A 25,465-nucleotide genomic window follows, 5' to 3' on the forward strand; every position below is an offset into this window, starting at 1 on the left:
GCACCCCCGCGTCGGACGACGGTTCAGCGCCGTGCCGGGTGGGTGACGATCCTGATGCCGCCGTCGTGCGGGATCACCGCGACCGCGCCGTCGCGGTCGGTGCTGAAGACCCGGGCACCGGCCCGGCGCAGCCCGTCCAGGGTGACGTCGGCCGGGTGACCGTAGTCGTTGTCGCGCCCCGCGGACGCGATCGCCGCCCGCGCCTCCAGCGAGGTGAGCCAGTCCAAGTCCTGGTAGCGCGACCCGTGGTGCGGGACCTTGAGCACGTCGACGTGCAGCCCGGGCAGCCGCCGAGCCAGGACGCCCTGGCCCTCGGGTTCGAGGTCGCCGGTCAGCAGGATCCGCAGGCCGTCGACCTCGGCGAGCAGCACCACACTGGCCTCGTTGGCCGTCGACCCGTCGCCCGGACCCTCGGTCGGCGAGTCGGGTGGCGGCCACAGCGCCTGCAGCGTGACCGGTCCCCACCGCCTCGCCACTCCGTACGGCGCCACCCGCACGTCCACGCCGGCCGCCCGTGCGGTCTCCTCGACCTGCCGGACCCCGCCGGGCGGGTCGGCCAGCCGGGTGGTCTCGATCGCGCCGACCTGCCGGCCCTGCAGCACCCCGGCGAGACCGTCCACGTGGTCGGCGTGGAAGTGGGTCAGCACCAGCAGCGGCACCACGGTCACGTCGAGGTCGTCGAGACAGCGGTCGACCGCGTTCGGGTCGGGCCCGGCGTCGACCACGAGCGCCCGTCCCGGCGCGATCCTCAGCACGATGGCATCGCCCTGCCCGACGTCGCAGACCACCATCACCCAGCCGGGTGCGGGCCAGCCCGGGGTGGGTGGCCTGAGGCAGGTCAGTGCCAGCCCGAACGCCGCGATCAGGAGCGCCCACCGGCGCCGCGCCACCACCCGCGGACCGAGCACCGCGATCGCGATGCTGACCACGCTCAGCAACGCGATCGTCGGAGCGGAGACCGCCCAGGGCAGGTCGGGGATCGGGAGCTCCGCGGCTCGATGGGCGATCGTGATGATCCAGCCGCAGGCCAGTCCGGCGCCGATCCCGACCAGGCGCCCGAGCGGAGGGATGACCAGACCGACGACCCCGCCGGCGAGCCCCAGGATGGTGGCCGGACCGACGGCCGGCTCGGCGAGCAGGTTCGCCCCGACCGCGACCAGGCTGACCCGCCCCGAGATCGCGGCGATGATCGGGGTGCAGGCGAGCTGGGCCGCCATCGGGACCGCGATCGCCTCGGCCGCCCAGCGGGGCATCCAGCCCGCCATCGCGTCGCGCCAGCGCGGACCCCACAGCACGATCCCCGCGGTGGCCAGCACGGACAGCGCGAAACCGACCGAGGTCGCGATCCCGGGGTCGAGCAGGAGCAGGGCGAGCACGGCCACCCCGAGGGCACGCAGGGCCCGGTCCCGACCGGCGACCGACATCGCGACCAGGCCGACCGCACCCATCGCCGCGGCCCGGACGACGCTGGGTTCGGCCCGCGCGAGCAGCACGAATCCGGCGATGCCCAGCGCCCCCACCAGGGTCAACCAGCGGCCGCGCACCCGCAACCACCGGGCCAGCGCCAGCAGCGCGCCGACCATCAGGGTCAGGTTGGTGCCGCTGACCGCGAGCAGGTGGGTCAGCCCGACGGTGCGGAAGTCGGCGGCCAGCTCCGGGGTGATCGCATCGTCCTGGCCGTCGACGAGGGCCGGCACCAGCGCGGCCTGCTCGGGTGGCCGGTGCGCGACGGCGTCGCGGATGGAGGCGCGGAGCCGTTCGGCGACGCGCCACCAGAGGTCGGGAGCCTCCAGCACGGCGAGGGTCGTCGCCCGGCCGGTGGCGGCCTCGGCCGGGACGGTCACCTGGGCCGCGACCCCGGGGTCGCGGGGCGGCGCCAAACGACCCTCGAACCGGACCCGCTCCCCCAGCTCGAGATCGAGCCAGCGGGCGTCGGCCACCACCACCGCCCGCATCCGTACGTCGGCCCGCGCCCGCGCCGTGACCACCCGGTGCACCAGCACCCCGGTCACGACGCTGTCCCCGAACGCGCCGGTGACCTCGGCCGGATCGGACGTGATCGTGACGGTCAGCTCGGCCCACTGCCGCTGCTCGGCCCAGGCCCGGAGCGGATCACGTTCCACCGCGGCCAGCCGGACCGCGGCGACGGAGCCGGCGAGCAGGAGCACCGCCACCATTCCCGCGACCAGGGCGCGCAGCCTCGGCCGGAGGCCGGCCCGGACGACCAGCCCCAACACGAGCACGAGCAGGGCGGCAGCCAGCACCCGACCGGCGTGCGGGTCGGAGCGCAGCAGCGCGACGTCGAGTGCTCCCAGCCAGGCGGAGGCGGCCAGGAGCGGCATCCGGAGGTCGGTCATCGCTGTCTGAGCCGGCTTCCCGGAGCCGCGGGGTCAGACGGTGACGTGCGGTTCGAGCTTGGCCAGGGTCGCTTCCCCGATGCCGTCGACGTCGAGCAGCTCCGCCACGGCGGCGAAGCCACCGTGCTGGGCGCGGTAGTCGAGGATCGCGGCCGCGGTCACCGGGCCGACGCCGGGCAGGGTGTCGAGCTCGTCGGCGCTGGCGGTGTTGAGGTTCACCAGCGCACTCGACGCGCCACCAGCTCCGGACGGGGCAGCCGCCGACGAGCTCGACCCGGCACCCCGCCGACCGACCAGGATCTGCTCCCCGTCGACCAGCAGCCGGGCCTGGTTGACCCCGCTCAGGTCGGCGCCGCGGCGCGCGCCACCGGCCGCAGCCAACGCGTCGACCACGCGCGATCCGGCCGGCAACGTGCGGACGCCGGGATGTCGGACCCGACCCGCGACGTCGATCGTGACCTCGCTCGGGCTCGCCCCGGTCGCGTCCAGGTCGACGAGTGGAGCGCTGCTCCCCGAGGAGGTGGCGGTGGCGGTGGCACTGGACGCCGTGCTCGACGAGGAGAGGTCGGTCTGGATCGTCGGGGTCCGAGCCAGCATCCACCACAGCGCGACGCCGAGCCCGGCGCAGGCGATCAGGGCGAGCACCCCGAGGTGACGGGCGTCGAGGGCGAACCCCCGCAGGCCCGGCTGCTCCCCCACGCGCCGGCGGGCGTGCCGGCCCGGGATCGGGACCAGCCCGGGGACCGGGTCGCCGTCGGCAGCGTCGTGCCCACCGTCATGCTCAGCGCCGCGCGGAGCGTCAGCGTCCAGCCCGGCGATCCTGCCGAGCCGGCGTGCGACGACCTGCTGCCGCTGTTCCGAACGCATGCGGAAACGCTAGGAACGCGGCACCCGCCCCACGCGGGTCAAGGAGCGATCAGGGGATGCGCGGACCCACGGCGTCGCCTGTGGACGACTCCCGGCGCCCCCACCCCACCGCGTCAGAGCGCCGGCGCCACGCAGGCCGCGATCAGCCCGGGCCCGACGTGGGTGCCCAGGGCAGCGCCGAGCTCGGCCATCCGGATCTCACCACGGATCCGGTCGCCGAGCTGTTCGCGCAGGTGGGCGGCGAGCAGCTCGGCCCGGTCGGAGGCGGCGAGGTGGGCGACCACGACCTCGACCTCGTCGGCCGCCATCTCACGAGCGGCCTCCTGGGAGATCTCCTCCAGGCGCGCCAACGCCCGGCTGGCGGTACGGACCTTCTCCCGCACGACCACGTGGCCGTCGTCGATAGCCAGCAGCGGCTTGACCGCGAGCGCCGACCCGACCAGGGCGGCCGCGGCACCGATCCGGCCGCCGCGGCGCAGGTACTCCAGGGTGTCGACGTAGAAGTACGACCGGGTGGTGTCGGCGCGGGCCATCACCGCGTCCGCGGCCTCGGCGAGCGTGGCCCCGCCGGCCAGGGCGTGCGCGCCGGCCTGGGCGGCGAAGCCGAGGCACGGTCCGACGGCCCGGGTGTCGACGGCGACGACCTCGATCCCCAGCGAGGACGCGGCCACGGCCGCGACCCGCGCGGACTCGACGGTGCCGCTCATCTCCCCGCTCAGGTGGACCGCCAGGACGTGGGTGACACCGTCGGCGGCGAGCCGGGCGTAGAGCTCCCCGAGCATCGCCGGCGAGGGCCGGGAGGTGGAGACCGTCTTCTTGGCGGCCAGGGCCGCGACGATGTCGGACGGCGCGGTGCCGGCCTCACCGTCGCAGAACGTGACCCCGTCGATGATCACCGGGAGGGCGATCACCTCGATGCCGGACTCCGCGGCGAGCGCCTCGGTGAGGACGGCCGTGGAGTCGGTGACGACGACAGCCCGACCGGGCCGACCCGAGATCCCCATGAATCCTCCGAGTCTCAGACCACGATGTTGACGAGCTTCGGGGCCCGCACGATCACCTTGCGCACGGTCGCACCGTCGAGGGCACGCTGGACGTCCTCGGAAGCGAGCGCGGCCGCCTCGAGGTCGGCCTCGCTGATCGCGGGTGAGACCTCGAGCCGCGCCCGCACCTTGCCCTTGATCTGGACGACGGCGACGACGGTGTCGTCGACCAGCAGCGCCTCGTCGACCGTCGGCCAACCGGCGCGGGCCACGGTGGTCTCGTGCGCCGGGTTGAGGCCGAGCTCGTCCCACATCTCCTCGGCCGTGTAGGGCGCGACCAGGGAGAGCAGGATCGCGACCGCCTCGACCGCCTCGCGCACGGCGGGATTCGCCGGACCGATCTCGGGGTTGTCGATCGCCTTGCGGGTGGCGTTGACCAGCTCCATCGTGCGAGCGACCACCACGTTGAACCGGTAGGTCTCCATCAGACCTTCGGCCTCGTGCAGCGTCTTGTGGGTGACTCGACGCAGCGCCACGTCGCCGGTCGCCGGGTCAACCCCGGGCGAGGAGGTGACGTCGCACGCCAGCCGCCAGGCGCGCTTGAGGAAGCGCAGCGACCCGTCGGGCGACACGTCGGCCCAGTCGATGTTGTCCTCCGGCGGGGAGGCGAAGACCAGGGTGAGCCGGATCGCGTCGACACCGAACGCGTCGAGCTGGTCACCCAGGTTGACGCCGTTGCCGAGCGACTTCGACATCTTCTTGCCCTGGTTGATCACCACGCCCTGGCCGAGCAGCCGGGTGAACGGCTCCTCGAAGTCGAGGTAGCCCTGGTCGTGCAGGACGTAGGTGAAGAACCGGGAGTAGAGCAGGTGCAGGACCGCGTGCTCCATGCCGCCGACGTACTGGTCGATCGGGCCCCACTCGCGCATCTTCTCGACGTCGAACGCGGCCGTGTCCAGGTTCGGGGAGACGTAGCGCAGGAAGTACCACGACGAGTCGACGAAGGTGTCCATCGTGTCGGTGTCGCGCTTCGCGGGGCCACCGCAGGACGGGCAGTCGACATTCACCCAGGACGCGACGGCACCGAGCGGCGACGACCCCTTGGGCTTGAGGTCCTCGCCCTTGACGTTGTCGGGCAGCAGCACCGGCAACTGGTCCTCGGGGACCGCGACCTCACCGCAGGCCTCGCAGTGGATCACCGGGATCGGCGCCCCCCAGAACCGCTGCCGCGACAGCAGCCAGTCACGGATCCGGAAGTTAACCGTGCCGTTGCCGAGACCGTTGGCAGTCAGCCAGGCGATGATCGTCGACTTCGCCTCCGGCACGTCCATGCCGTTGAGCGAGACCTCGTCGTTGGCCGAGTTGATCGCGTGGCCGGGGCCGGCGTACGCGCCGCCTTCGAAGTCCGCGGGCGGAGCCACGGTGCGCACGACCGGCAGGTCGAACTTGGTGGCGAACTCGAAGTCGCGCTGGTCGCCGCCGGGCACGCCCATCACGGCGCCCGTGCCGTAGTCGGCGAGCACGTAGTCGGTCGCCCAGACCGGGATCCGCTCCTTGGTCACCGGGTTGACGGCGTACCGGCCCAGGAAGACGCCGGACTTGGGCCGGTCGGTGGCCAGCCGGTCGATGTCGGAGGCCTTGCGCACCTCGGTCAGGTAGGCGTCGAAGGCCTCGCGCTGCTCCGGCGCGCAGATCTCGGCGGCCAGCTTGGCGTCGGCCGCGACGACGAAGAAGGTCGCACCGAAGAGCGTGTCGGGGCGGGTGGTGAAGACCGAGACGGGGCCGTGGCCCTCGACCTCGAAGACGACGTGCGCGCCCTCGGAGCGACCGATCCAGTTGCGCTGGGCGTTGAGCACCCGGTCGGGCCACTTGCCCTCGAGGGTGTCGATCCCGTCGAGCAGGCGCTGGGCGTAGTCGGTGATCTTGAAGTACCACTGGGTGAGCTCGCGCTTGGTCACCACGGCACCGCAGCGGTCGCAGGTGCCGTCGGCCAGGACCTGCTCGTTGGCCAGCACGGTCTGGTCGTTGGGGCACCAGTTGACCGGGGAGTTCTTCCGGTAGGCCAGGCCCCACTCACGGAACTTCAGGAACAGCCACTGGGTCCAGCGGTAGTACTCCGGGTCCGAGGTGTGCAGCCGCGAGGACCAGTCGAAGGAGACGCCGTAGCGGTGGAAGGACTCCGCCTGGGTCTCGATGTTGGCATAGGTGTACGTCGCCGGGTGCTCGTTGCGCTTGATCGCGGCGTTCTCGGCGGGCAGACCGAAGGAGTCCCAGCCGATCGGGTTGAGCACGTCGTAGCCGCGCTGCCACCAGTAGCGCGCGATCACGTCGTGCAGCGCCATCACCTCGGCGTGACCCATGTGCAGGTCACCGCTCGGGTAGGGGAACATCGTCAGCGCGTACCGCTTCTCGGCACCCTCGCGCAGGCCGGCCTTGAACGGGTCGAGCCGGTCCCAGACGGGTCGCCACTTGGCCTGGAAGGCCTCGTGGTCGTAGGTCGCCCCCTCGTCGGAGGCGGCGGCGTCGGCAGTCTGGGAGATCTCACTCATAACGAGGCGAAGCCTACCGAGCCTGGTGCGGCTGCCCGCCATTCACTCCGGTCCGCAGAGTCCCGCCGTGTCGGCGAGCTCGCGCAGCCCGGGCACGTGCGGCAGCGGCCGGGTGTCGTTGGCCAGGTGCCACAGCCCGTCGGCGAGCCGGTAGTCACCGTGGATCTCGCCCGCCTCGAAGGCCGCCAGACCGTCGAGCAGCCGGTCGATGTCGTCGGAGCTGGTGCCCAGGCCGATGCTGACCCGCAGGCCACCCAACGGCAGCCCGAGCCGGGCGAGCAGCGGGTGCGCGCAGAACCGACCGTCACGCACCCCGACGCCGTGCTCGGCGGCAAGGAAGGCGGCGACGTAGCCGGGTTCGACGTCCTCGAGGGTGAAGGTGACCACGCCGACCGGCTCGTCGGAGTCGACCCACAGCCGGGCGATCTCGGCGTCGGCCAACGACTCGATGCCACGGACGAGGCGGTCGCGCAGGACCCGCTCGTGCTCGGCCCAGACGTGCGGGTCGAGGGCACCGATCGCCTCGGTGGCTGCGGCCAGCGCGACGGCGCCGATCAGGTTGGGGGTGCCGCCCTCGTGCCGGGCCGGGCCGGTCTGCCAGACGGTCTCGCGCAGCTCGACGCGCTGGACCGCGCCGCCGCCGGAGAGGTAGGCGGGACCCTCGTCGAGCCAGTCGGCCCGCCCGACCAGTGCCCCGGCGCCGTACGGCGCGTAGAGCTTGTGCGCGGAGAAGGCGACGTAGTCCACGTCGGTGGCGGTGAGCGAGAAGTGCCGGTGCGCCAGCAGCTGGGCACCGTCGACCAGCACCCGGGCGCCGTGCTCGTGCGCCAGCGCGACGACCCGATCGATCGGGAGGGACTCGCCGGTGACGTTGGAGGCGCCGGTGACCGCGACCAGCGCGTAGGCCTCGCCCTCGAGCTCGGCCTCGATCCGGTCCAGGGTCGCGGTCACGGTCGGGGAACCGACCACGATCGTGACGCCGTGCGGGTGCTCGGCCCAGGGCAGGAAGTTCGCGTGGTGCTCGACGTCGACGACGAGCACCTTGCCCGGCACGACGCTGGCCAGCAGGTTGATCGAGTCGGTGGTGTTGCGGGTGATGATCGTCAGGTCGTCCTCGCGCGCCTCGACGAAGGCGCCGATCTGACGGCGGGCCTCCTCGTAGAGCGCGGTGGAGACCTGGGAGAGGTAGCCGGCGCCGCGGTGCACCGAGGCGTACCAGGGCAGCACGTCCGCGACCCGGTCGGCGACGCTCTGGAGGGCCGGCGTGCTCGCGGCCCCGTCGAGGTTGGCGTAGGGCAACCAGCGACCATCGAGCAGCGGCACCTGCGTCGTGGCACCCACGACCGGGAGCAGCGCGGGGATGGTGGCGCTCGGCGCGGTGACGGTCATGAAATTAGTCTATAAGATCGGTGGTCAATTCGGATCCGTGTCCAGGTTTCGGGCACCCGCGGGATCGTGTTCACCCCACGATCATCCCCGGCTCACCCGGCTCGGCGACAGTCCGGCCTCGTGACCCAGCGCCCCCTGCCCCGTCTCGTGGTCGCGACCTCGGCGGTCGTCCTGGTCGTCGCGACGGTGATCACCCTCGTCGGGGCGTGGCGGACGGGGGTCTCCTGGGACGAGAGCTACCACGTGGTGCGGCTGCGGAACCTGTTCGACCACGGCTGGTACCTGCTCGACCAGGACCTGGACGGCGACGCCCCCGGCACCTGGGTGAACCAGCGCTACGTCTACTCCCCCGTGGCCGCGCTCGTGCTGCACGCCTGGACCGCCGCGTGGGGGGCCGAGCCGTGGAGCGGGGTCTCCGCGTCCGCCCACGCCTACGCGCTGCGGCACGTCGGGGTCGCGCTGATCTCGTTCGTCGGCGTCGGTGCCACCGCGGGCATCGTGCGGCTGCTGAGCCGGCGCTGGGACGCGGCCCTGCTCGCCGCCGCGGTCCTGGTCTCGGTGCCGACCTGGACCGGGCACGCGATGTTCAACGTCAAGGACATCCCGGTCGCCACCGGCTACACGCTGGTGACGCTGGGCTGCGCCGCGTTCCTCGCCCGCCCCCCGTCGACCCGGCGCCCCTCGACCCATGTGGTGGCCGCCGTCCCGGCGCTGGCCCTCGGGATCACGCTGGCGGTCGGAACCCGTCCGGGGATCTGGCCCGGCCTCGGCCTGGCCGGGTTCCTCACCGTCGTGGTGCTCGCCCGGCGAGGGGCGTGGGGACGGATCGGTCTGGTGGGGATCGCCGTCGCGGCGGCGTACGTCGCCCTCGTGCTCGCCTACCCGCGGGCGATGGCCGACCCGCTGACCTGGATGCCGGCCTCGGTGGGCGAGTCCTCCGACTTCGGCAACAAGCCCGGGGCGCGGTGGTACCTGCCGGTCTTCCTCACCGTCGAGCTGCCGACGCTGTGGCTGCTCACCGGCGCGTGGGGTGCGGGGGTGGCGCTGCGTCGAGCGCGTGACCCCCTGCTCGCCCTCGTGCTGGCCCAGACGTTCACGCTGCCGGTGCTGGCGATCGTGCACGGCTCCAACGTCTACACCGGCATCCGGCAGTTCCTCTTCGCCGCACCCGGGCTGGCGGTGCTGACCACCGTGGCGCTGCTCTGGTTGCTCGAGCGACGTCGGGTCGCCGCCACCGGCCTCGCGTTCGGCGGACTGGTCCTGCCGGTGGTCGGCGCCGCGATGCTCTTCCCGTACGTCTATACGTTCGAGAGCGCGCCGGCGAACCTGCTCGCGCCGATCCTCGCCGAGCACGACCGACGGCTCGAGGTGCAGACCGACTACTGGCGCACCAGCGTGCGCGAGCTCGCCCCGCAGATCCCGCGGGACGCCTTCGTCACCTGCTCCCCCGAGCTGCGCGACGACGTCTTCCGGCGGCACTCCAACGAGACCACCGACGACTGCGCGTCGTTCCTGATCAGTCCCCTGGCGGCGTACGACGACCGGCGCACGCTGCCCTGGACGGGTTCGGCCACCGAGTTCCTCGCCGTGCGGCAGGGCAACGACACCATCGCCGAGAACTGCACGGAGCTCGCCTCGGTCGAGCGACGGCTCTGGTGGCGGGTCCTCACCATGTCGACCGTGTCCCGGTGCGACCTCGTGGTCGAGCCGTACCCGGGGCCGTCGGTGGACTTCGACGGTGCCGGCGCCGGTGCGAACCTGCTGCTCGGCGGCTGGCGGCTGCACCCGAGCGAGCCCGCGATCGGGCTGCGGGCGGGCGGCACCGGGCAGCTCGGGTTCACCACGCCCCACGCGGGACCGTTGACCATCAGCGGGGTCGGTCACGGCTTCACGGGGCTCACGGTCAGCGGCGTCGACGCGCCGCTGGGCTGGACCGGGGACACGTTCGAGGCCACGGTGACGATCCCGGCGGACTCCCCGTGGGGATCCCGACTGGTCCTCTCCTTCGCCGCCGGGCCCACCGGGGCGGGCCTGAGCCGACTGTGGGTTCGTTGATCCGCAGCATTGGACGACACGTCGGCCCCCCGTCGCCCTGCGTTCACTCCGCCAGCCGAACGTAGGGACATGCTCTGGGTCGTCGTCCCCGCCCTGAACGAGGCGGAGAACCTGCGTGACCTCATCCCACGGATCGTCGAGGAGGCCGACGCGTTCTCCCCCGGCGGTCGCGTCCTCGTCATCGACGACGGCTCGACCGACGACACCGGCAAGGTGATGGCCGAGCTGATGGCCGAGCTGCCGTCGGTGGAGCTGGAGTCGTTCCGGCACAACCACGGCAAGGCGGCTGCGTTGCAGGCCGGATTCCGTCACGCCTGCGACGGCGGAGCGGACGTGGTGATCATGATGGACGCCGACGGCCAGGACGACCCGCGCGAGATCGGGCGGCTGCTCGAGGGCCTCGAGGCCGGCGCGGACCTGGTCACCGGGGCCCGCCTGCAGCGCAACGACCGGTTCATCAAGCGCACCACGTCGCGGCTCTACAACCGCACCACGGCGGCGCTGTCCGGCGTCGACGGTCGTGACTTCAACTCGGGTCTCAAGGCGATGCGGGACGAGGTCGCCGCCGACGTCGAACCGATGCTGTACGGCGAGATGCACCGCTACCTCACGGTGGTCGCCCACGGTCTCGGCTACCGGGTGACCGAGGTCCCGGTCCAGCACCACCCACGGATGCACGGCGAGAGCAAGTACGGCCTGGCCCGCTTCTGGCGCGGGCTGGCCGACCTGGTCACGATCCGGTTCCTGCTCAGCTACGAGAACCGTCCCTCGCACCTGTTCGGCGGCCTCGGCCTCGCCAGCCTGCTCGCCGGCCTGCTGACCCTCGGCTACCTCACCGCCCTCAAGCTCGGCGGTTCCACGATCGGGGACCGGCCGCTGCTGCTGGCCGGCATCCTGCTCGTCGTGGTCGGCGTGCAGCTCAGCCTGTTCGGGCTGCTCGCCGAGCTCGTGGTGCACGCCCGCCACCAGCAGCAGCACCAACGCAGGTCACCGGCGTGAAGGCCCTCTACGTGCGGATCATGCACGGTCTGCGAGCCCTGCTCCGCGTGACCGGGCTGCTCGCCCTCCTGGACCGGAGCGCCCGGAGCTCGCCGACGGCTCGCTGGGTGCGCTCCTGGTTCGCGATCTACGACCTCGACGACCTGGCCGGGCTCGGGCTGCCGTGGTGGACCTTCGACGCCATCGACGAGGTCGACGCCTTCCTGCTCGCCCGTCCGGGCGCACGGGTCTTCGAGTGGGGCTCCGGCGTCTCGACGCTGTGGCTGGCCGCCCAGGGGGCGCAGGTCACCAGCGTGGAGCACGACCTCGCCTGGGCCGACCGGATGCGTCCCCGCCTGGGCACCGCGACGACCCTGCTGACCGCGCCGCCGGCCGCCGTCGATCCGGACCGTCCCGGCGGTCCTCCCGCGATCCGCTCGTCCAAGTCCGGCTTCAAGGATCTCGACTTCCGCGAGTACGTCGAGGCGATCGATGCCGTCGACGGCGACTTCGACCTGATCGTGATCGACGGCCGCGCCCGGGAGGCCTGCCTCACCCGTGCCCTCGGTCGGTTGGCGCCCGGCGGCCTGGTGGTCTTCGACGACACCGAGCGCCGGCGGTACGCCGCCGCGATCGCCGCGATCGCCGAGGCCGGACCCGCGCTGGCGGTGACCTGGACGCGTGGGCGCACCCCGACGGTTCCGTACCCGTGCGACACGGCCCTGATCACGCTCGCCCGCGCCGACGCCGCGTGAGGGCGGGGCTGCGCGGGGCGTTCCTGCTCCTCGCCCTGGCCTTCCTCGGCTGGGGCCTGCGGGGGCGCGGCGACGAGATCGCCGACGCCGTGGCGGCGGTCCCGCCGGCCGCGCTCGCGGGTTCCGTCACCCTGATCACGGTCGGCCTGGTGCTGACCAGCCTGGTCTGGCGCCGCCTGCTCCTCGGCTTCGCGGCGGACCCGCCGGCCCGCGCGGCGAACGCGATCTTCTTCGTCGGCCAGCTCGGCAAGTACATCCCCGGATCGGTCTGGTCGATCGGCGCCCAGGCCGAGCTCGGTCGCAGCCAGCGGCTCCCTCCGCGGGTCACCGCGACGACGTCGCTGGTCTTCCTCGCCGTCAACCTCGCCACCGCGGTCCTCGTCACCGGCACAGCCCGGCTCGCCGGAGCCTGGTCCGGGGAGGTGCCGACACTCGCCGGCGTGCTCGCGGTGGCCGCCGCGCTGACGAGTCTCGCCCCTGGTGTGGTCGGTCGGCTGGCGACGTACGTCGCGAAGCAGCCGTTCGAGATCACCCTGTCCGCCCTGATCCGAGTGGTGGTGCTGATGCTGCTCGTCTGGACGCTGTACGGCGTCGGGCTGCTGCTGCTCGCCCCGACGGCGTCGATCGACTCCCTGGTGCTGATGGTCGGCGCCTTCGCGCTGGCCTACGCGGTCGGGGTCGTGGTCGTGATCGCTCCCGCCGGTGCGGGCGCTCGCGAGGCGGTGCTGATCGCCGTGCTCGCCCCCACCCTCGGTGTCCCGCAGGCCGCCGCGACGGCCCTCCTGGTCCGCGTCGTCCACACCGTCGCCGACCTCGCCCTGGCCGGTGTCGCCTGGACCGTCGTCCGGCGGTCGCGGCGCGTTGACGTTTCGGGAGAGCCCCTGCTCCGCCGGTAGGCTGGCCCGTCGTGCTCGACCTCGGAATCCTGCTGACCACGTTCGCGCTGATCTTCGTCGCCGAACTCCCGGACAAGAGCGCCATCGCCAGCCTCGTGCTCGGCACCCGCTTCCCGATGGCCTGGGTCTTCACCGGCGTCGCGGCCGCGTTCGCCGTGCACGTGGTGATCGCCACCGCCGCGGGCCAGCTGCTCAGCCTGCTCCCCCACGACCTGACCGAGATCGTGGTCGCGATCCTCTTCATCCTCGGCGCCTTCCTGATCTGGCGCGAGGGCAACGAGTCCGAGGAGGACGAGGCCGCCGACGAGGCCGAGCTCGAGGCCGAGACCGCCGAGGTCCCGGCGACGGCCGGCTTCTGGAAGGTCGCCAGCATCGGCTTCGGCGTCATCTTCATCGGCGAGTGGGGCGACATCACCCAGATCCTGATCGCCAACCTGGCCGCGAAGTACAACGAACCCTGGTCGGTCGGCATCGGCGCCCTGCTCGGCCTGTGGGCCGTCGCGGCGGCTGCCATGCTGTTCGGCAAGTCGCTGCTCAAGGTACTGCCGATGCGCACCATCACCCGTGTCGCCGCTGTGGTGATGCTGGTCCTCGCTTCCATCACCCTGGTCGGAGTCATCCATGGCTGACAACGCTGCCCACCGCGACGAGTTCAAGTCGCTGGACCGGATCGACCCGGAGAAGCTGGCGATCACGCTCGAGGTCCTCGGCGACCTGCACCGGCTCGACCCCGACCACGACGACGTCCGCACGGTCAAGCGCGCGACGTCGTACATGTGGAAGCTGATCAAGAAGGCGCGCCGCTCCGAGATCCGCAGCGAGAAGCAGGCCCACGACCAGGCGATCATCGAGAAGACCGCCACCGGCTCGAAGATGCGGATCGACGACGAGACCGCCGGGATCCCGCTGGTCTCCACCGCCAAGGGCGCCTTCGCCGGCGAGCTGATCACGGCGCGCGGCTGCTACATCTGCAAGCAGGACTTCACCCTGGTCGACGCGTTCTACCACTGGCTCTGCCCGACGTGTGCGGCCAAGTCGCACCTCAAGCGCGACCAGCACACCGACCTGACCGGCAAGCGCGCGCTGCTCACCGGTGGTCGCGCCAAGATCGGGATGTACATCGCGCTGCGGCTGCTGCGCGACGGAGCCCACCTGACGCTGACCACCCGGTTCCCGAAGGACGCCGTCCGGCGGTTCTCGGCGATGGAGGACAGCGCCGGCTGGCTGCACCGGCTCAAGATCATCGGCATCGACCTGCGTGACCCCACCCAGGTGGTCGCGCTCACCGACGAGGTCGCCGCCGACGGGCCGCTCGACATCATCGTCAACAACGCCTGCCAGACCGTACGTCGCCTCCCCGGTGCCTACAGCCACCTGATCGACGGCGAGAACGCGCCGCTTCCGTCGGGGGTCGACCTGCCGGAGATGCTGACCTTCGACCGGATCAGCGAGGCCCACCCCGCCTCGATCGCCTCGGCGCTGGCCGGTGCCCAGCTCGCCCACCACGAGGGCGAGTCCGGCGAGGACCACGCCGCGGCGCTGGCGGCGACCAACGCGGCCGCCCTGACCCAGCTGGCGCTCAAGGCCGGTGGCGCCTCCCTCGACGCGCACCTGGCCGGCACCGCGATCGATGCCGGCGGTCTGATCCCCGACGTCCAGACCAACAACTCCTGGACCCAGGTGCTCGACGAGGTCGACCCGCTGGAGCTGCTCGAGGTGCAGTTCTGCAACTCGATCGCGCCGTTCCTGATCAACTCCCGGCTGCGTCCGGCGATGCGGGCCGCGGTGCAGGCCGGCGCCCGGCGCGCCTACATCGTCAACGTCTCGGCGATGGAGGGTCAGTTCTCCCGACGCTACAAGGGCCCCGGCCACCCCCACACCAACATGGCCAAGGCCGCGCTCAACATGATGACGCGCACCTCAGCCGGTGAGTACTTCGAGACCGACCGGATCCTGATGACCGCCGTCGACACCGGCTGGATCACCGACGAGCGTCCGCACGAGGAGAAGCTCCGGATCGCGGCCGAGGGCTGGCACGCCCCCCTCGACCTGGTCGACGGTGCCGCCCGCGTCTACGACCCGATCGTCCAGGGCGAGGCCGGCAACGACATCTACGGCTGCTTCATCAAGGACTACGAGCCCTCCCCCTGGTGACCCGCCACTCGCCGAAACCCGGGTTCTGGTGAGCCGAAACCCGGGTTCTGGTGAGCCGAAACCCGGGTTCTGGTGAGCCGAGTCCCGGGTTCTGGTGGGCCGATCGGCCGTACGTCGCTGTGGCATGCTGCGCCGCATGAGACTTGCCGTCGCAGCCGTGATGCTTGCGCTCTTCTCCGCTGGAGTGTGGTTCGCCTGGTGCGGCTGGGATCGCGACCTCTACTACGACGACGGCGGTTTCGCGAAGGGCCCCTACCACGCATGGCAGGTGGTCGCCTGTGCCGTTTCGGTCGGATTGGCAACGGCCGTCGCCCACCGCCTGGCCCCGCCCCAGCACCGGCACGCCTCACTCCTGATTCTCCCCGCCGCTGCGTCGATCGGCTTCGCTATTTCCTGGGCGATCGACGCGGCCAGCAATGACGACTCGGGTATCTGGGTGATCGACCTCGTTCCGCTGTTGTGGATCGGCGGGTTCGGACTGGGCATCATGCTCGCCCTGATCGACCTCCTGCCGTCGCGCAAGCAGCAGGTGGTCGCATGAGCCTCGAGCTGGCCCACGCCCACCTGTCCCGCTTCGGCCTGGCCGGCCGGATCATCACCACCGCCGAGTCCGCGGCGACGGTCGACCTGGCCGCAGCGGCCCTCGGGGTCGAGCCGGCGCGGATCGCGAAGACGCTCAGCTTCCGCGGCGTCGAGCCCGGCACCGCGATCCTGATCGTGATGGCCGGGGACGCGCGCTCCAACAACGCCGCGTTCAAGGCACGGTTCGGGATCAAGGCCCGGATGCTGGCGGGCGACGAGGTCGAGGCGCTCACCGGTCACGCCCCGGGCGGCGTCTGCCCGTTCGGCAACCCGGACTCGGCCACGGTCTACCTGGATGCTTCGCTGCAGCGGTTCGAGACCGTCTTCCCCGCCTGCGGCGGACCCAACGAGGTCATCGAGCTCACCCCCGACCAGCTCGAGGAGATCACCGGCCACCACGGCTGGGTCGAGGTCGGCGTACTCCCCGACCCAGCCTGAACGCAGGTCACTTCGGGGGCAGCCGGACCCCGCCGTCGACCCGGATGACCTCACCGTTCATGTACGAGTTGGTCAGGCACTCCAGCACCATCGAGGCGAGCTCGTCGGCGGTGCCGAGGCGCTTGGGGAAGAGCACACTCTCGCCCAGCTTGGCCTTGAACGCCTCGGACTCGGGGCCCTCGCCGTAGATCGGCGTCTCGATCAGACCGGGCGCCACCGTGTTGAGCCGGATCCCCGACGCGGAAAGGTCGCGCGCCACGGGCAGGGTCATCCCGACGATGCCGCCCTTCGAAGCCGAGTACGCCGCCTGGCCGATCTGGCCGTCGAAGGCCGCGACCGAGGCGAGGTTGACGATCGCACCACGGCAGCCGTCGGCGTCGGGCTCGTTGGTCGACATCGAGCTCGCTGCCTGACGCACCACGTCGAAGGTGCCGACCAGGTTGATGTTGATCACCTTGGCGAACCCGTCGAGCGAGTGCGCCGACTCCACGGTGCCGTCGCGCCCGATCGTGCGCTGGGCCGAGCCGATCCCGGCGGAGTTGACCACGGCCCGCAGCGGCGCGATCTCCGAGGCGACCCGGACCGCGTCGGCGATCTGGGCGGTGTTGGTCACGTCGACCTGCGCGAAGACTCCGCCGATCTCGGCGGCGAGGGCCTCACCCTTGTCGGCCTGGAGGTCGGCGATGACGACCGTGGCGCCACGGGCGGCGAGCTGGCGGGCGGCAGCGGCACCGATGCCGCTGGCACCGCCGGTCACGATGGCAGAAGATCCTTGGAGTTCCATGGCGCGCACTCTAGCGATCGCTAAGCGCCCTCTCCATCGGATCGATCCGATATCTTCGCGCCATGCTCCGCTTCGAACTCGACGACCTCACGCATGCGGACGTCATCGCGCTGCTGGAGGAACACCTCTCCGACATGTACGCGACCTCGCCCGCCGAGTCCGTCCACGCCCTCGACCTCGACGCGCTCCGCGCACCCGAGATCGCCTTCTGGAGCGCCTGGGAGGGCGACCAGCTCCGGGCCACCGGCGCGATCAAGACCCTCGACCACCTCCACGTCGAGCTGAAGTCGATGCGCACCGTCCAAGGCTCCCGCGGCAAGGGGGTCGGCGCGGCGATGCTCGAGCACCTGCTCGCCGAGGCCCGCCGGGCCGGCGCGCAGACGGCCCTGCTGGAGACCGGGTCGCAGGACTTCTTCGCCCCGGCACGGCGCCTCTACGCCCGCGCCGGGTTCGAGGTCCGCGGCCCGTTCGACCACTACGTCGAGGACCCCAACAGCGTCTTCATGGAGCTCCCGCTCGACTGAGCCAGCACCTCGGCCCGCAGCTCCCGTACGGCGGCGCGGGCGCGCTCCGGATCGGTCCTGACGAGGTGCCCGACCGCGCTCCAGTGCTCGTGCGCGCAGCGGCACCGCCAGCGGACCACGATCAGACCGGGCTCCACGTTCACCAGCGCGCTCAGGCCGGCCGCACCGACCGTGACGAGCCGGTCCTCACCCGGGCACCTCAACGCCATCATGCGGCACCGTCCAGCTGTGTCTCGGGCTCGAGCCGGACGACCGTGAGGGTGCCGGCGCCAGCGAACCGTGCAGCGAAGAAGGGCACCGTGCGGTGGACGCACGGACCGATCAGCACGGCGAACAACGCGGTGCCCAGTCCGACCTGGCCGCCGAGGAGGAAGCCGACCACCAGGACGGTCACCTCGACCACGGTCCGCGCCACGCCCAGACGCCAGCCGAGCCGGCGGTGCAGCCCGGTCATCAGCCCGTCGCGCGGTCCGGCCCCGAGCTGAGGGGCGAGGTAGAGACCGGTCGCGACCGCGAGCAGGCCGATGCCGCCGAGGAAGAGCGCTCCCTGGACGAGCAGGGCGTCGGGCTCGGGGATCAGCCACAGCCCCAGGTCGGCAGCAGGGCCGACGAGCAGCACGTTGAGCACGGTGCCGAGGCCGGGGCGCTGGCGCAGCGGCCACCACAGCAGCAGGACGCCGAGGCCGGTGAGCACGACGATGATGCCGAAGGAGAGGCCCGTCGTCTCGGCGAGGCCCTGCGCGAAGACGGACCACGGGTCGAGCCCGATGTGGGCGCGCACGATCATCGCAACGGCGATCCCGTAGAGGACCAATCCAGTCAGGAGCCAAGCCATTCGACGTGCCATTTTCCGCATGCGCCTAGCCAATCTCGATCCAATTCTCCCTGCCAAGACGCCATTTCAGTGAAAGTGGCCTTAGATTGGAGGCATGGTTCGCGGACGATTGGCTGCTGCAACGTTGGGTGACCTGCTCGGCGACTGGCGCGGCGGCGACACCGGCCTGCCGGCGTACGAGGCCCTGGCCGAGCGGATCCGGCTGCTCCTGATCGACGGCCGGATCTCCCCCGAGGTCCGGCTGCCCTCCGAGCGGGAGCTCTCCGAGCGCCTGGACCTGTCGCGCACGACCATCACCGCCGCCTACCGGCTGCTGCGCGAGAACGGGTACGCCCGCGCGCTCCAGGGGTCGGGCACCACGACGACGCTCCCGCACGCCGGACCCACGCCGGCGACCGGGCAGCCCACCGCGCTGAACCTCACCATGGCGACCCTGCCGGCGACACGCTTCCTGCCCGAGGCCGCCCAGCGGGCGACCGAGACGCTGATCAACCACCTCGACACCCCGGGCTACCACCTCGTCGGTCTGCCCTCCCTGCGCGAGGCGGTCGCCCGGCGCTACACGGTCCGGGGGCTGCCCACCGATCCGGAGCAGATCCTGATCACCACCGGCGCCCAGAGCGCGATCGACCTGGTCGCGCGCACCCTGATCGGCCGCGGTGACCGGGTCTACGCCGAGAGTCCGTCCTACCCCCATGCGTACGACGCCCTGGCCTCGGCCGGCGGACGGATCGTCACCTCGCCGGTGACGGTCGACGGCGGATGGGACCGTGAGGCCCTGATCGCCACCATCGCCCGGACCGCCCCGGTGCTGGCCTACACGATGCCCGACTTCCACAACCCGACCGGTCGCTCGATGAGCGTCGACGACCGGCACGAGCTGCTCCACGCCGCCGCCCGGGTCGACACCCTCGTCGTCGCTGACGAGACGCCGGCCGAGCTCGACATCGACCGCGGTCGCACCCATCCCCCGTTGGCGGCCTTGGCGGGCGAGCACGGCGCCCGGGTCCTCCAGATCGGGTCGGCCAGCAAGCTCTTCTGGGGCGGGTTGCGGATCGGCTGGATCCGGACCTCGCCCGACCTGCACGCCCGACTGACCAGCCAGCGGCCCGCCCACGACCTCGGCACCCCGGTCTGGGAGCAGCTGGTCGCCGCCGAGCTGATCGAGCACACCGAGGCGATCGTCGCCGAGCGGCGCGAGCAGCTCCGGGCCCGCCGCGAGGCACTCACGGCCGCGGTCGCGCGCCACCTCCCCGGTTGGGAGATGCCGCCGAGGATCGACGGCGGACTGGCCGCCTGGTTGAAGATGCCGGCCCCGGTCAGCTCCCACCTCACTCTCGCCGCGCTGGCCCACGGGCTCCACCTGAGTGCCGGCCCGCGCTTCGGCGTCGACGGTGCCTACGAACGCTTCCTGCGTGTGCCGATCACCGCCTCGCCCGACACGCTCACCCGTGTCGTGGAGCTGCTCGCCGAGCTCTGGCCGAGCGTGGCCGACGCCGCCCCGATGCGCCTGACCACCTCCGAGACCGTGGTCTGACGCGCCCGGGCGGCCCCGATAACCTCACCCCATGGCGAAGAAGCAGGCCGGCGGCACTCCGGCGACGGTTGCCCTGACCGCAGCCGGGATCGCCTTCACCCTGCACCCCTACGAGCACGACCCACGCGCCGCGTCGTACGGGCTCGAGGCCGCTGAGGCGCTCGGGGTCGAGCCGAGCCGGGTCTTCAAGACGCTCCTGGCCACCCTCGACGGCGAGCTCGTCGTCGGGATCGTCCCCGTCGACGCCCACCTCGACCTCAAGGCCCTGGCCCGCGCGCTGGGCGGCTCCAAGGCGGCGATGGCTGAGGTCAGCGCCGCCGAACGTGCCACCGGGTACGTCGCCGGAGGGATCTCCCCGATCGGGCAGAAGCGCGCCCACCGCACCGTCGTCGACGAGTCCGCCCAGGCCCATGTAACGGTCTTCGTCTCGGGCGGTCGACGCGGACTCGACGTCGAGCTCTCCCCCACCGACCTGCTCACCGCCACCGCGGCCACCGCCGCACCGATCGCCCGCTGAAGGAGCACCCATGAGCGACATCACCGTCTACGAGAAGCCGACCTGCACCACCTGCCGCAACCTGGTGAAGCTGCTCAAGGAGCAGGGCATCGACTACGACTCGATCAACTACTCGGTCCTCGGCCTCGAGGCCGGCGAGGTGCGCGACCTCCTCGCCAAGGCCGGGCTGACGCCCCGCCAGGTGCTGCGCACCCGCGAGCCGGAGTACAAGGAGCTCGGTCTCGCCGACCCCGCGGTCAGCGACGACGCGATCATCGACGCCATCGTGGCCCACCCGGCGCTGCTGCAGCGCCCCATCGTGGTCCGCGGCGACCGCGCTGTCCTCGCCCGCCCCATCGAGCGGGTCAACGAGCTCTTCAGCTGACCCCCTCCGCCGACTTGAGGGTTCCGACGGTCGACTTGAGGGTTCCGACAGCCGAGTTGAGGGTTTCTGCCGGCGTACGCGGCCGCCACGGCTCCCCAAGGCGAGCTGCCACCCGGACGCCGACGACGCCTCCGAGCGCCAGGCCGACTAGGGGGAAGGCCAGCGCGGCGATGTACCACCACGGGAACTGCGCGCGCACCAGGAGCGGGATCCACGGCGACCAGAGCACCATGACGAGGGCGACCAGCGCCAGAAATGCAACGGCGATCGGCAGATCGGGCAAGGCGTCGTCGAGTCCTCCGAGCACCCAGTTGACCGCACGACCCCAACTGAAGGTGAGGGCCAGGCCGATGAATCCCCCGAGCACCTCGAACCAGATCGAGCGGGGCCGGGGCTCGGTGGTCACACCGGAAGCGTAGCGATCACCAGGACCCGCGACTCGGCGCCCCAAAACCCGGGACTCGACACCCCAAAACCCGGGACTCGGCCGCTGCAACCCTCAAGTCGGCTGCAGGAAGCCTCAAGTCGGCGGGTTCATCGGGGTTCAGAGGTTGAAGAGCCGCTGCGCGTTCTCCCGCAGCACCCCGCGCATCCAGGCGTCGCCGAGGTCGAGCCGCTCCAGGGCGGTGACCGCCTCCTCGTAGGAGTAGGGGATGTTCGGGAAGTCGCTTCCGAACACGATCCGGTCCCCGAGATCCAGCAGCCGCGAGGTCAGGGCACGCGGGAAGGGGTGCATCGCCTCGGTGAAGTCGGTGAACGCCATCGTGGTGTCCAGGTGCACCCCGTCGTAGGCGGAGGCCAGGTCGAAGAACTCGCCGTACTCCGGCAGCCCCATGTGGGCGATCACGAGTCGGAGCTGCGGGAAGCGGCGCAGCAGCGAGGCGATCCGGTCCGGGCCGGTGAACTCCCCCGGCACCGGGCCGGAGCCGCAGTGGATCACGATCGGGGTGCAGGTCTCGTTCAACAGTCCCCAGGCCGGCTCGAGCAACGGGTCGTTGGGGTCGAAGGCGCCGACCTGCAGGTGCACCTTGAGCACCTGCGCGCCCTCGTCCAACGCACGCCTCAGGTACGACTCGACGCCGGGCTCGGGATAGATCGTCGCGGTGTGCAGGCAGTCCGGCGTCCGGGCCGCGAAGTCGGCCGCCCACGCGTTGAGCCAGGCCGCCATCTCCGGCTTGTGCGCGTAGATCATCGAGGTGAACCGCTCCACCCCGAGCTCCCGCAGCGCCTGGACTCGCGCCTCCTCGTCCATCCGGTACGTGATCGGCCACTCCACCCCGGTCATCGGGCCGACGGCGTCGAAGTAGGCCCACACCTTGTCCATCACCGGCCGCGGCATGAAGTGGGTGTGGACGTCGATCATGCTCGGCAGACCGAGCCGGTCGAGGATCTCGCGCATCGGAGCATCCTCTCACCGGGGCTAGCATCCAACGCATGAGCCGCAACGTGAGCGATGCCTGGCGTCTGGACCATCCGTGGTCGGCCATCTATTCACGGGCGATGAGTCACCCGCGCGTGGTCAGGACGGCGGGGAGGATCGCCTTCGGCACCAACCTCGACGGCCTGTACGACGCCATCGCGACCGTGACCGAGGTGCCTGAGGGCGGGACGGTTCTCGATGTCCCGTGCGGGTCGGGGATCGCCCTGAACGGCCTGGCCCGCCGGTCGACGCCGGTGCGCTACCTCGCCGCCGACATCGCCCCGACGATGCTGAAGCGCACGGCCGCGGCGGCGCGCCACCTCGGTCTGACGGTCGAGACCGTGCAGGCCGACGTCGCCCACCTGCCGCTCCCGGACCACTCCGTCGACCTCACCCTCAGCCTGACCGGGCTGCACTGCTTCCCCGACCCCGAGTCAGCCGTGCGTGAGCTGGCGCGGGTGACGAGGGACCGGATCGAGCTGACCTGGCTGCGCTCCGATGCCGGCCTGCGCTACCGACCGATCCTGGGCGGGGCCCGGCTCCTCGGCGTGGTCGGCCCGTCGGCCAGCGCCGCCGAGGTGGCGCAGTGGCTCAGCCGGGACGGGTTCCACGTCCGGGTGCGGATCGAGGGGTCGTTCGCCTATCTCAAGGCTCGTCGACTGGAGTCGCCAGCGAGCTGAGCACCCGGGCGTTGTGCCGGTAGCCGACGGTCTCGTACCCGACCACCGTCACCCACGGCGCCAGCGCGACGACCAGCAGGCACCAGGTCATCTCGACGTCGGCGGCCGCCATCAGCAGCGGCACCACCAGCATCACCGCGGTGCCGGCGATGAGCAGCAGGTGGAACGGGTCGAGCGACTCGGTGAAGGTCGCGTAGAGCACGTAGAGCAGCAGCAGGTAGATCGCCGTCGGGACCACGACGGTCAGCACCGTGGCGACCAGCCCGAGGTGGCTCTCGTGCGCCAGGTAGTAGGCGGCCACGTGCAGGCCGGCCCCGACCGCGACGATGGCGCCGAAGAGCAGGATGTGGCCGTACCCCCAGCGGAACGAGCGGGTGCGCCAGGCGTGCAGGATCTCGGCGTGCGGGATCGAGTAGTAGGTCCACCACAGCCCGAAGGTCAGCGCCGTGCCGGCCAGCGCGAGCAGCCCGACGTCGAGCGTCACGCCGTCCGTCGACAGGGCGGTCAGGCTCGCCATCGTGCCGATCATCCCCTCGCCGAGCGTGATGATGACCATCAGGCCGTAGCGCTCCGCGACGTGGTGCGCGTGCCACGGCGTCCCCCCGAAGCGACGCTCGGCGACGAAGGGACCACCGAGCTCGATCAGCAGCGGGATCGTCATCAGCGCGAAGGTGAGCGGGATGCTGAAGTCGATCACCGCCAGCGCGCACCACATCACCTGGGAGATCAGGATCGAGACGATGTAGCACTGCTGCACCGGGCGACGGGCGGGGTCGTGCTGGGAGGCGCGCAGCCACTGCAGCAGCATCGCGGTCCGCATGACGACGTACCCCCAGACCATGACGTCGTTGTCGAGGGTCTCGGCATGGTGCTCGAGCGAGGAGAACATCGCCGGCAGGCCGAGGGCGAGCACCAGGACGCCGACCATCTGGAGCATCGTGGTCAGCCGGTAGATCCAGTCGTCGGTGTCGTAGGCCGAGGCGAACCAGGTGAAGTTGATCCACGCCCACGACACCGCGAACGTCGCGAACGCGAAGCCCATCAGAACCGGGACCACGTAGCCCTCGGCGAGGCCGTGGGCGAGCGAGTTCGCGGCCGTGCCGAAGGCGACGACGAAGGTCAGGTCGAAGAGCAGCTCCAACGGACTCGCGACCCGGTGCTGCTCGTCCGGGTCACGGCCCGTCATCCGCGTGGTGCGATGCTGCAGGGTCCCGTCAGACATACCTCCAGGCTTCCACACCGGCAGCCACGGTCAGGGGAGGTCGTAGCCTCCCGCGACGATGTCGTCGACCAGCGTCGGACCGGATGGAGTCCAGTCGAACCGCTCCTGGGTGAGAGCACTGGAAGCGGAGAGGTCCATCCCGAAGAACATGCCGACGAACCCGAAGTGGTCGACCGCGTCCTCGGCAGCGATCGAGGTCACCGGCAGCCCGAACCGGGCGCCGATCGCCTCGGCGATCTCGCGGGTGCGGATCCCCTCCTCCCCGACGGCGTGCAGCCGGGTCCCGGCCGGAGCGCTCTCGAGACCGAGCCGGACCAGACGCGCCGCGTCCCCCCGATGTACGGCGGCCCAGCGGTGCGCCCCGTCCCCGATGTAGGCGGCGGTGCCGGTCCGTCGCGCGGCCGCGGCGATCAGCGCGATGAAGCCGTGGTCCCCGATGCCGTGCACCGTCGGGGCGAACCGGGCCGCGATCGCGCGGACGTCGGCGTCGATGAAGTCGAACGCCCGGTTCTCGCCGCCGCCGCGCGGTGCGTCGGGGCCGACCGCCGGGTTGGCGTCGTCCTCGGTGGCGGGCCGTCCCGGCGTGAGTCCGGCGACGCCGGAGGAGATGATCAGTGGTCGGCCGCTTCCGGACAGCGTCTCGGCGAGTGCCTCGATCGAGGCGCGCTCGGCGCGGGCCGACTCGGCGGGGTTGCCCCAGTCGTGCTTGTTGGCCAGGTGCACGACGCCGTCTGAGGCTGCCGCGCCACGGCGCAGGGAGTCGAGGTCGTCGAGGCTGCCGCGCAGCACCGTCGCACCCTTCGCCGCAACCGCCTCGGCGGCGGCGTCGGAACGGACCAGTCCGACCACCTCGTGGTCGTGGGCGATGAGCTCGTCGACGACGGCGGAACCGATCCAGCCGCTCGAGCCGGTGACGAAGACCTTCATGATGAACTCCTTGCACAGTGATGTCAGATGCTGACATCGACGGTAACACGCGATGTCAGCATCTGACATCACCTAGGATGTCCGCCATGCCCCGCTGGGAGTCAGGATCGCGCGAACGCCTCGCCGAGGCAGCGCTGCGCCTGTTCGGCACCCAGGGGTTCGAGGCGACGACGGTGGCCGAGATCGCCGCAGAGGCCGGCGTCACCGAACGCACCTTCTTCCGCAACTACGCCGACAAGCGCGAAGTGCTCTTCGCCGGCTCCGACCAGTTCGCCGCCTCCTTCACCAACGCCCTGGCCGCGTGCGACGGCACCCGCCCGCTCGACCTGATCGAGGCGGCCCTGACCGGAGCAGGCACGTTCTTCACCGAGGACCGTCGCGCCTGGTCGCGGTCGCGCGCCGACGTACTCCTCGCCAACCCGGCCCTGGCCGAGCGCGAGCTGCACAAGATGTCGACGCTCGCCGACACCCTGGCCGAGGAGCTGACCACGCGCGGCGTCGACCCGGTCACGGCGGCGCTCGCAGCGCAATCGGGCGTGGCCGTCTTCCGCCAGGCGTTCAGCGCCTGGATCGCCCCGGGCGAGACGCGGACCTTCGACGAGCTCCTCGCCGAGATACTGGAACGGTTCCGCACCCTGCTGGGCTGAGACGT

Annotated in this window: 26 protein-coding genes; 14 read left to right on the forward strand and 12 right to left on the reverse strand. The window is 71.7% G+C overall.

Annotated features, from left to right (window positions below):
* Positions 1 to 23: 23 nt before the first annotated feature.
* The 5 genes from ACZ5J1_RS09945 to ACZ5J1_RS09965 form a co-directional block, all read right to left on the reverse strand.
* Positions 24 to 2,357: a ComEC/Rec2 family competence protein gene (locus ACZ5J1_RS09945; RefSeq protein ID WP_464558266.1), complete on the reverse strand. Its 2,334-nt coding sequence runs from the start codon at positions 2,355 to 2,357 to the stop codon at positions 24 to 26.
* Positions 2,358 to 2,390: 33 nt separating this feature from the next.
* On the reverse strand, positions 2,391 to 3,224 hold the full coding sequence (locus tag ACZ5J1_RS09950) for a ComEA family DNA-binding protein (RefSeq protein ID WP_464558268.1): 834 nt from the start codon (positions 3,222 to 3,224) through the stop codon (positions 2,391 to 2,393).
* Between the two features lie 113 nt (positions 3,225 to 3,337).
* On the reverse strand, positions 3,338 to 4,228 hold the full coding sequence (locus ACZ5J1_RS09955) for a DegV family protein (protein ID WP_464558270.1): 891 nt from the start codon (positions 4,226 to 4,228) through the stop codon (positions 3,338 to 3,340).
* 14 nt (positions 4,229 to 4,242) lie between these two features.
* On the reverse strand, positions 4,243 to 6,756 hold the full coding sequence (gene leuS / locus ACZ5J1_RS09960; protein WP_464558272.1) for a leucine--tRNA ligase: 2,514 nt from the start codon (positions 6,754 to 6,756) through the stop codon (positions 4,243 to 4,245).
* Positions 6,757 to 6,798: 42 nt separating this feature from the next.
* On the reverse strand, positions 6,799 to 8,145 hold the full coding sequence (locus ACZ5J1_RS09965) for an aminotransferase class V-fold PLP-dependent enzyme (protein ID WP_464558274.1): 1,347 nt from the start codon (positions 8,143 to 8,145) through the stop codon (positions 6,799 to 6,801).
* A gap of 120 nt (positions 8,146 to 8,265) precedes the next feature.
* Here ACZ5J1_RS09965 and ACZ5J1_RS09970 point away from each other — a divergent pair, with 120 nt between their 5' ends.
* The 8 genes from ACZ5J1_RS09970 to ACZ5J1_RS10005 all read left to right on the forward strand — a co-directional run bounded on the left by ACZ5J1_RS09970 (position 8,266) and on the right by ACZ5J1_RS10005 (position 16,003).
* Entirely contained in the window at positions 8,266 to 10,200 is a 1,935-nt protein-coding gene (locus ACZ5J1_RS09970; protein ID WP_464558276.1) for a hypothetical protein, read from the forward strand.
* Positions 10,201 to 10,269: 69 nt separating this feature from the next.
* Positions 10,270 to 11,199 (forward strand): glycosyltransferase family 2 protein, encoded by a 930-nt coding sequence (locus ACZ5J1_RS09975; protein WP_464558278.1) that lies wholly within the window; start codon positions 10,270 to 10,272, stop codon positions 11,197 to 11,199.
* Positions 11,196 to 11,933, forward strand: a complete 738-nt coding sequence (locus ACZ5J1_RS09980) for a class I SAM-dependent methyltransferase (RefSeq protein WP_464558280.1) — start codon at positions 11,196 to 11,198, stop codon at positions 11,931 to 11,933. The genes ACZ5J1_RS09975 and ACZ5J1_RS09980 overlap by 4 nt, the downstream gene beginning before the upstream one ends.
* A complete protein-coding gene (locus ACZ5J1_RS09985; protein ID WP_464558282.1) occupies positions 11,930 to 12,829 on the forward strand; it encodes a hypothetical protein in 900 nt (299 codons plus the stop codon). Before ACZ5J1_RS09980 ends, ACZ5J1_RS09985 begins: the two co-directional genes overlap by 4 nt.
* An 11-nt stretch (positions 12,830 to 12,840) precedes the next feature.
* Entirely contained in the window at positions 12,841 to 13,458 is a 618-nt protein-coding gene (locus ACZ5J1_RS09990) for a TMEM165/GDT1 family protein (protein ID WP_464558284.1), read from the forward strand.
* Positions 13,451 to 14,983 carry an SDR family NAD(P)-dependent oxidoreductase gene (locus tag ACZ5J1_RS09995; protein ID WP_464558286.1) on the forward strand — a complete coding sequence of 511 codons (1,533 nt, stop codon included), beginning with the start codon at positions 13,451 to 13,453 and terminating at the stop codon, positions 14,981 to 14,983. Before ACZ5J1_RS09990 ends, ACZ5J1_RS09995 begins: the two co-directional genes overlap by 8 nt.
* A 136-nt stretch (positions 14,984 to 15,119) precedes the next feature.
* Positions 15,120 to 15,524 (forward strand): hypothetical protein, encoded by a 405-nt coding sequence (locus ACZ5J1_RS10000; protein WP_464558288.1) that lies wholly within the window; start codon positions 15,120 to 15,122, stop codon positions 15,522 to 15,524.
* Positions 15,521 to 16,003 (forward strand): YbaK/EbsC family protein, encoded by a 483-nt coding sequence (locus ACZ5J1_RS10005; protein WP_464558290.1) that lies wholly within the window; start codon positions 15,521 to 15,523, stop codon positions 16,001 to 16,003. Before ACZ5J1_RS10000 ends, ACZ5J1_RS10005 begins: the two co-directional genes overlap by 4 nt.
* A 7-nt stretch (positions 16,004 to 16,010) precedes the next feature.
* On the opposite strand, the gene ACZ5J1_RS10010 is transcribed toward ACZ5J1_RS10005, so the two are convergent.
* Positions 16,011 to 16,787 carry an SDR family oxidoreductase gene (locus tag ACZ5J1_RS10010; protein ID WP_464558292.1) on the reverse strand — a complete coding sequence of 259 codons (777 nt, stop codon included), beginning with the start codon at positions 16,785 to 16,787 and terminating at the stop codon, positions 16,011 to 16,013.
* 62 nt (positions 16,788 to 16,849) lie between these two features.
* On the opposite strand from ACZ5J1_RS10010, the gene ACZ5J1_RS10015 reads away from it, so the two are divergent.
* Complete coding sequence (locus ACZ5J1_RS10015; RefSeq protein WP_464558294.1) at positions 16,850 to 17,311, forward strand: GNAT family N-acetyltransferase; 462 nt, start codon at positions 16,850 to 16,852, stop codon at positions 17,309 to 17,311.
* Here the strand turns inward: ACZ5J1_RS10015 and ACZ5J1_RS10020 are convergent.
* The gene (locus ACZ5J1_RS10020; RefSeq protein ID WP_464558296.1) at positions 17,263 to 17,523 is read right to left on the reverse strand and encodes a hypothetical protein; all 261 of its coding nucleotides are present in this window, start codon (positions 17,521 to 17,523) and stop codon (positions 17,263 to 17,265) included. The genes ACZ5J1_RS10015 and ACZ5J1_RS10020 overlap by 49 nt on opposite strands.
* Positions 17,520 to 18,146, reverse strand: a complete 627-nt coding sequence (gene yczE, locus ACZ5J1_RS10025) for a membrane protein YczE (RefSeq protein ID WP_464558298.1) — start codon at positions 18,144 to 18,146, stop codon at positions 17,520 to 17,522. The genes ACZ5J1_RS10020 and yczE overlap by 4 nt, the downstream gene beginning before the upstream one ends.
* 94 nt (positions 18,147 to 18,240) lie before the next feature.
* On the opposite strand from yczE, the gene yczR reads away from it, so the two are divergent.
* The 3 genes from yczR to arsC are packed head-to-tail and all read left to right on the forward strand — an operon-like array spanning position 18,241 to position 20,564.
* The gene (gene yczR / locus ACZ5J1_RS10030) at positions 18,241 to 19,683 is read left to right on the forward strand and encodes a MocR-like transcription factor YczR (RefSeq protein ID WP_464558300.1); all 1,443 of its coding nucleotides are present in this window, start codon (positions 18,241 to 18,243) and stop codon (positions 19,681 to 19,683) included.
* A 31-nt stretch (positions 19,684 to 19,714) separates the two neighbouring features.
* Positions 19,715 to 20,200 (forward strand): Cys-tRNA(Pro) deacylase, encoded by a 486-nt coding sequence (gene ybaK, locus ACZ5J1_RS10035; RefSeq protein ID WP_464558302.1) that lies wholly within the window; start codon positions 19,715 to 19,717, stop codon positions 20,198 to 20,200.
* 10 nt (positions 20,201 to 20,210) lie between these two features.
* Positions 20,211 to 20,564, forward strand: coding sequence for an arsenate reductase (glutaredoxin) (gene arsC, locus ACZ5J1_RS10040; protein WP_464558304.1), 354 nt, complete (start codon positions 20,211 to 20,213; stop codon positions 20,562 to 20,564).
* Here arsC and ACZ5J1_RS10045 read toward each other — a convergent pair.
* Both ACZ5J1_RS10045 and ACZ5J1_RS10050 read right to left on the reverse strand, forming a co-directional pair.
* Complete coding sequence (locus ACZ5J1_RS10045; protein WP_464558306.1) at positions 20,557 to 20,970, reverse strand: hypothetical protein; 414 nt, start codon at positions 20,968 to 20,970, stop codon at positions 20,557 to 20,559. The genes arsC and ACZ5J1_RS10045 overlap by 8 nt on opposite strands.
* 138 nt (positions 20,971 to 21,108) lie before the next feature.
* A complete protein-coding gene (locus ACZ5J1_RS10050; protein WP_464558308.1) occupies positions 21,109 to 21,963 on the reverse strand; it encodes an amidohydrolase family protein in 855 nt (284 codons plus the stop codon).
* Positions 21,964 to 21,998: 35 nt separating this feature from the next.
* Between ACZ5J1_RS10050 and ACZ5J1_RS10055 the strand changes: the two genes are divergently transcribed.
* The gene (locus ACZ5J1_RS10055) at positions 21,999 to 22,664 is read left to right on the forward strand and encodes a class I SAM-dependent methyltransferase (protein WP_464558310.1); all 666 of its coding nucleotides are present in this window, start codon (positions 21,999 to 22,001) and stop codon (positions 22,662 to 22,664) included.
* On the opposite strand, the gene ACZ5J1_RS10060 is transcribed toward ACZ5J1_RS10055, so the two are convergent.
* Together ACZ5J1_RS10060 and ACZ5J1_RS10065 are read right to left on the reverse strand one after the other, a co-directional pair.
* Entirely contained in the window at positions 22,630 to 23,886 is a 1,257-nt protein-coding gene (locus ACZ5J1_RS10060; RefSeq protein ID WP_464558312.1) for a low temperature requirement protein A, read from the reverse strand. The genes ACZ5J1_RS10055 and ACZ5J1_RS10060 overlap by 35 nt on opposite strands.
* Positions 23,887 to 23,916: 30 nt before the next feature.
* Positions 23,917 to 24,813 carry an SDR family oxidoreductase gene (locus ACZ5J1_RS10065; RefSeq protein WP_464558314.1) on the reverse strand — a complete coding sequence of 299 codons (897 nt, stop codon included), beginning with the start codon at positions 24,811 to 24,813 and terminating at the stop codon, positions 23,917 to 23,919.
* 86 nt (positions 24,814 to 24,899) lie between these two features.
* Here ACZ5J1_RS10065 and ACZ5J1_RS10070 point away from each other — a divergent pair, with 86 nt between their 5' ends.
* Complete coding sequence (locus ACZ5J1_RS10070) at positions 24,900 to 25,460, forward strand: TetR/AcrR family transcriptional regulator (RefSeq protein ID WP_464558316.1); 561 nt, start codon at positions 24,900 to 24,902, stop codon at positions 25,458 to 25,460.
* Positions 25,461 to 25,465: the final 5 nt, after the last annotated feature.

The organism is Nocardioides sp. JCM 18999 (assembly GCF_055391175.1).

What these genes read in the sequence shown, in the direction of transcription:
- ACZ5J1_RS09945 (WP_464558266.1), bottom strand. Translation starts at nt 2,357, where the DNA reads ATGACCGACCTCCGGATGCCGCTCCTGGCCGCCTCCGCCTGGCTGGGA.
- ACZ5J1_RS09950 (WP_464558268.1), bottom strand. Translation starts at nt 3,224, where the DNA reads ATGCGTTCGGAACAGCGGCAGCAGGTCGTCGCACGCCGGCTCGGCAGG.
- ACZ5J1_RS09955 (WP_464558270.1), bottom strand. Translation starts at nt 4,228, where the DNA reads ATGGGGATCTCGGGTCGGCCCGGTCGGGCTGTCGTCGTCACCGACTCC.
- leuS (WP_464558272.1), bottom strand. Translation starts at nt 6,756, where the DNA reads ATGAGTGAGATCTCCCAGACTGCCGACGCCGCCGCCTCCGACGAGGGG.
- ACZ5J1_RS09965 (WP_464558274.1), bottom strand. Translation starts at nt 8,145, where the DNA reads ATGACCGTCACCGCGCCGAGCGCCACCATCCCCGCGCTGCTCCCGGTC.
- ACZ5J1_RS09975 (WP_464558278.1), top strand. Translation starts at nt 10,270, where the DNA reads ATGCTCTGGGTCGTCGTCCCCGCCCTGAACGAGGCGGAGAACCTGCGT.
- ACZ5J1_RS09995 (WP_464558286.1), top strand. Translation starts at nt 13,451, where the DNA reads ATGGCTGACAACGCTGCCCACCGCGACGAGTTCAAGTCGCTGGACCGG.
- ACZ5J1_RS10000 (WP_464558288.1), top strand. Translation starts at nt 15,120, where the DNA reads ATGAGACTTGCCGTCGCAGCCGTGATGCTTGCGCTCTTCTCCGCTGGA.
- ACZ5J1_RS10005 (WP_464558290.1), top strand. Translation starts at nt 15,521, where the DNA reads ATGAGCCTCGAGCTGGCCCACGCCCACCTGTCCCGCTTCGGCCTGGCC.
- ACZ5J1_RS10010 (WP_464558292.1), bottom strand. Translation starts at nt 16,787, where the DNA reads ATGGAACTCCAAGGATCTTCTGCCATCGTGACCGGCGGTGCCAGCGGC.
- ACZ5J1_RS10015 (WP_464558294.1), top strand. Translation starts at nt 16,850, where the DNA reads ATGCTCCGCTTCGAACTCGACGACCTCACGCATGCGGACGTCATCGCG.
- ACZ5J1_RS10020 (WP_464558296.1), bottom strand. Translation starts at nt 17,523, where the DNA reads ATGATGGCGTTGAGGTGCCCGGGTGAGGACCGGCTCGTCACGGTCGGT.
- yczE (WP_464558298.1), bottom strand. Translation starts at nt 18,146, where the DNA reads ATGGCTTGGCTCCTGACTGGATTGGTCCTCTACGGGATCGCCGTTGCG.
- yczR (WP_464558300.1), top strand. Translation starts at nt 18,241, where the DNA reads ATGGTTCGCGGACGATTGGCTGCTGCAACGTTGGGTGACCTGCTCGGC.
- ybaK (WP_464558302.1), top strand. Translation starts at nt 19,715, where the DNA reads ATGGCGAAGAAGCAGGCCGGCGGCACTCCGGCGACGGTTGCCCTGACC.
- arsC (WP_464558304.1), top strand. Translation starts at nt 20,211, where the DNA reads ATGAGCGACATCACCGTCTACGAGAAGCCGACCTGCACCACCTGCCGC.
- ACZ5J1_RS10050 (WP_464558308.1), bottom strand. Translation starts at nt 21,963, where the DNA reads ATGCGCGAGATCCTCGACCGGCTCGGTCTGCCGAGCATGATCGACGTC.
- ACZ5J1_RS10055 (WP_464558310.1), top strand. Translation starts at nt 21,999, where the DNA reads ATGAGCCGCAACGTGAGCGATGCCTGGCGTCTGGACCATCCGTGGTCG.
- ACZ5J1_RS10060 (WP_464558312.1), bottom strand. Translation starts at nt 23,886, where the DNA reads ATGTCTGACGGGACCCTGCAGCATCGCACCACGCGGATGACGGGCCGT.
- ACZ5J1_RS10065 (WP_464558314.1), bottom strand. Translation starts at nt 24,813, where the DNA reads ATGAAGGTCTTCGTCACCGGCTCGAGCGGCTGGATCGGTTCCGCCGTC.
- ACZ5J1_RS10070 (WP_464558316.1), top strand. Translation starts at nt 24,900, where the DNA reads ATGCCCCGCTGGGAGTCAGGATCGCGCGAACGCCTCGCCGAGGCAGCG.